At 39.4% G+C, this 4,194-nt stretch carries 5 protein-coding genes; 2 read left to right on the top strand and 3 right to left on the bottom strand.

Features of this window, described 5'->3' with window-relative positions; translation table 11 throughout:
- Positions 1-135: 135 nt before the first annotated feature.
- The gene (locus HP456_RS20585; RefSeq protein WP_246289317.1) at positions 136-1,230 is read left to right on the top strand and encodes a Ger(x)C family spore germination protein; all 1,095 of its coding nucleotides are present in this window, start codon (positions 136-138) and stop codon (positions 1,228-1,230) included.
- A 298-nt stretch (positions 1,231-1,528) separates the two neighbouring features.
- Here the strand turns inward: HP456_RS20585 and HP456_RS20580 are convergent, their stop codons facing one another.
- On the bottom strand, positions 1,529-1,960 hold the full coding sequence (locus tag HP456_RS20580) for a VOC family protein (protein WP_172254603.1): 432 nt from the start codon (positions 1,958-1,960) through the stop codon (positions 1,529-1,531).
- 171 nt (positions 1,961-2,131) lie between these two features.
- Positions 2,132-2,848, bottom strand: coding sequence for a Type 1 glutamine amidotransferase-like domain-containing protein (locus HP456_RS20575; RefSeq protein WP_172254601.1), 717 nt, complete (start codon positions 2,846-2,848; stop codon positions 2,132-2,134).
- Positions 2,849-3,095: 247 nt separating this feature from the next.
- On the opposite strand from HP456_RS20575, the gene HP456_RS20570 reads away from it, so the two are divergent.
- Positions 3,096-3,203, top strand: coding sequence for a putative holin-like toxin (locus HP456_RS20570; RefSeq protein ID WP_172254599.1), 108 nt, complete (start codon positions 3,096-3,098; stop codon positions 3,201-3,203).
- 286 nt (positions 3,204-3,489) lie between these two features.
- On the opposite strand, the gene HP456_RS20565 is transcribed toward HP456_RS20570, so the two are convergent.
- Entirely contained in the window at positions 3,490-3,831 is a 342-nt protein-coding gene (locus tag HP456_RS20565; RefSeq protein ID WP_172254597.1) for an avidin-fold protein, read from the bottom strand.
- Between the last annotated feature and the right edge of the window lie 363 nt (positions 3,832-4,194).

Here is a 4,194-nt window from a genome sequence, read left to right as displayed (position 1 = left end):
GATTGCAAAGAAAGATCCTGTTTCTCTGGAGCGATATTCCACCTTTGTAGAATACTTAAGCTATGGAGTTGTATTTGCTTTTCCTTGCATGCTGCTATTGTTAACGTACATATTTAAAAAGCGGGGGGATTTCTAATGAGAAAGATTCTGTTTATATTCTTTTCTTCATCTCTTCTGGCAGGCTGCTGGGATCAAAACCAGCTAAAGGACACCAGACTTGTCAACGGCATCAGTTTTGACAATGCTGAAGAACCCGATAAAATCCTGGGAACAGTCCGTGCGATTAATGTCCGCGGGGCTGGAGGAGGTAAGTTCGAGGTTACGGATGAATTCTATGTTTCCGAAAATAAAACGGTAGGCCAGCTTGAAATGGATCTGCAAAATAAAGTTTCCGGGAGGATGAGTGCAGGAAAAGCATTTATCATCATTGTGGGGGAAGAATTGGCCAAAACCAAAGGCATCAATTCCTTATTAGAACCGATTATCCGTTCGACCAGAGGCTATATATCTTCACGTATCATCATATGTGAGGGAAAAGGCAATGATATATTATCATTAAAACAAAATGAAAGTCCGATTGTGTTTGAAGTGGATGATCTTCTTCTTGGCGGTGAAAAAGAGTCATACATTCCTACAGAAACCAGCTTTACGATATGGAACAAAATAACAGATAATTCGACTGATGTCATCATTCCCTTTATTAAAAAAGATAACCAAAACATCCTGCGCCTGGCAGGGTCGGCCTTATTCAACAGTGATAAATTCACCGGAACGACTTTAACAACCAGTCAAACTACACTACTGTTAACCCTTAGGGACGATAACAAAAATAGGACAAAAGTGAATATAGAAGCAGCAGAATTAAGCCAGCCCCTTACCATTACTATAGAGAATAGTAAGATTAAAACAGATGTTGTGAAAGAAAATGGAAAAGTGACATGCCATATCAAAGCAGACTTACAAGCAAGAGTCGTAAGCTACTATGATGAAGAAACTCAAGAGAATATCAACTCTTTAAATAAACTATCTTCAAGAGAACTCACCAAACAAGCGAAGGAGTTAACCAATATCTTAATAGAAGCCAATAGCGATGCTTTAGGGATCGCTAAAGAATTATCAACAAAATACCCTGAAAGCTGGAATCCGGATACATGGAAAAAAGAGTATCAGCAAGTGGAGTTCAAGCCTGTAGTAAACGTTGAAATTCTCGGTTCCTACAATATCCGTTAATGCCTCCTTAGTTCGTCCTATCCAATCACAAAGGGAACCCTCTCAATGAATGTCCCCTTTGGTATTGGAATCGAGCAAGTGCATCAGTCATCTGTTTCTTGAACAATTGTGCTTCAGGAGCAATATGAATTGTTGTCTATTTCACATGACCTTCTTAGACAATTCTACTAGTGGCACGATTCACCAGAAATCGGCACAATAAAAATAAATATAGTAATAATGCCGGTTAAGAATCTGCATCGCTGCCTTCTGGGACTATGTTCAAAAAAACAGATTGATCACTGCCAAAAAAATGTTCTTACTCCGGTTGATCTCCTGCGACATTCACTTGAAAAGTAACGCCAAACTTGTCTTTTACCTGCCCGTACAATGGGCTCCAATCCGTCTTCTGAAGGGGCATAATCACTTGTCCTCCGTCTTCCAAAGCCGCGAAGACTTCCCTGGCCCCTGCCTCATCTTTGGGGTGAATCGCAATCTGAATTGCATTGCCTTGCTCATAAGGCATGCCTGGGTACGTATCGGAGAACATGAGATTATCGCTGCCGACTTGTAAGTGTGCATGCATAACGCGTTCCTTCATGTCATCCGTCAACGGATGATCCGGGTCCGCCGGCATATCTCCGAACGTCATGATACCTATCACTTTCCCGCCAAGCGCTTTCTCGTAAAAATGGACCGCTTCTTTCGTGTTTCCGTCAAAAACCAAATACGGGTTCATACTAATAGACATCATTCAACAGCTCCTTAGTTCGAATTTTTTTAGGGCGTTAAGTAAATTCCAACTGCCAGTTACATCAGCTTTTATTACCCATAAATATATTTTACATCGCAGAACATATGTTCGTCAACAACCATTATCATAAGTAAGAATTTTTCTTTCAAAAAACAGGGCACTGATCACTCATAAATCCCCTTTCATTTCTGAATATCCCAAGAACTTTGTTTCAAGTTCAATTTCATTAATCTTCTCTTCATAATAGACCTTGTAGGCCTTAGCATTTGGTCTTGAACTAATGATCCCATGTATGTCCTGGTCTATGTAATGCACAGCGGCTCCATCATCAGCTGCAATCCCAGGTTGTATCACTCCGGAGTGGATGAATCTATGATAGGCAGGTCTTCTTTCGGTTTCCCCATCGTAATGCGGACAATTGCTTCCTTTTAAGAAACCCAGACATTTAATAGGTTCCAACCCATCACCGTAGGAGTCTGTAACGCCCTCTTCAAACCAGCAAATCGAACCTGCACTTATACCTGCCAACACGATTCCCTGCTCCCAAGCCTTTCTTAAAACAGCATCCAATCCCCACTCTTTCCACAAAACCAGCAGGTTCTTCGTATTTCCGCCTCCCACATAAATAATATCCTTCTCTAATAAAAATCCCTCTAAATCTCTTGTCGGTGGTTTAAACAATGATAAGTGTGATGGCCGGCAGTTTTCTTTATCAAAGAAGGTATAATATTTGGAGATATACTGGTCTGAATCACCACTTGCGGTTGGAATAAAACAGATCTTCGGATTTGGTTTATCGGACTGATTAAGTATATATCGATCCAACAACGGATTCTCAGGTTCCATGGAGAACCCCCCACCGCCCAGAGTTATGATTTGTCTCACCATTTAACATCCTTTCTTTATATGAATAGTATAAGCAGCCTCCAGGAAGAATCCGGATAAATAAAAGCGGAAAAACCGAAGCTTCTTCCTGTCCATTAAAAATTTGACAGTTATTTACGTCACCAAAAAATCAGACAGGTCCCTTTGATGGGATTTAAAATACAAACACATGTGCTATAATAAATATACAATAGCAAGCAGGGTGGGCAGCAGCTGGCACTCTCCTAAGAAGGGGGGTGTTGCTGATATGGTTACGGTAAGTGACGTTCTTCAATTACTAATTGGATTCGGATCTTTAGTTGTTGCAGGAATATCGCTGGTTGTAGCAATCATTGCTGTAACACAAAAAAAGTAACCCACCCTGTTCAGTTTGGCGACTAGTAGGGAAGGTTACTTTCATGATGGTCAGACTGCTGTTCATCAAGCAGGCTATTGTATGTGAGAGGAGTCTTAGAGTACCAGCACTAAGACTTCTCTTTTTACTATTTGCATCTATAGTTTAATTATACTGAAACTTTGCATAAAGGTAAAGGGTTTCACGATCATGATCACTTCGAGTTTTGCATCCCGTTTATCTTTTTTTGTTCTAATTAATCTTTATAGTCCCAATCCCTCAAACGATCTTAACAGGAGTACTTTCGTTATATCACTTCTTCTACAATCGATTCACCTTCGCTTTGATCACGATCGAGCCATTTCCAGCTTTCATGCAGCCTTATTCTGCCATCGGATAGAATCTCAGGAGTGGAATCACATTGACCTCCTCTTATATCGTTTTGAATGTTTACATGGTTATATTTAAACGTTAAACTGCCATTTTCTCTCACGATGCCGATCAAAGTTCCTTGAACAATATCTCCCCCGCTGTATGTTGCTGACAGGATGTTTCCTTCTTGTTTATATTCAAAAAACGTTTTGGATGAAACCTCCCCATTTGTTGTATTTTCAGTTGATACAAACGTACGCCCATCATAATTGATCACGCTTAACACTCCTTGATTTTCAATTTTCAAAAAGTTTACCATAAATATAATCTTTTCTCAGCTTTAAAGTTTATGGTTATTTCATTTAACTTCATTAACGATAAAACAAATCGCTCTTTTTCTATTTAATGGTTTGTATAACCTTTAGATGATACAAAGAAATCCAAATAACGTTGAATTATTAACAAAAAACATTGAAATACTAGAAGAAAAACTGGAGATGACTTATATGGATGGCACCGTAAAGGAGTTAATGGCATTACAACAAAGATACGCCGATTTGGCTATTGAAAATTGGTTATCAGATGCGGTTTTTAATTCAAGCTGGTGGTTTCTTTTAATCCTATCTGTGGTACCCTGGTT

The sequence above is a fragment of the Bacillus haikouensis genome (assembly GCF_013179555.1).
Taxonomy (GTDB): domain Bacteria; phylum Bacillota; class Bacilli; order Bacillales; family Bacillaceae_B; genus Rossellomorea; species Rossellomorea haikouensis_A.
This window is presented reverse-complemented; position numbering and strand designations above follow the sequence as displayed.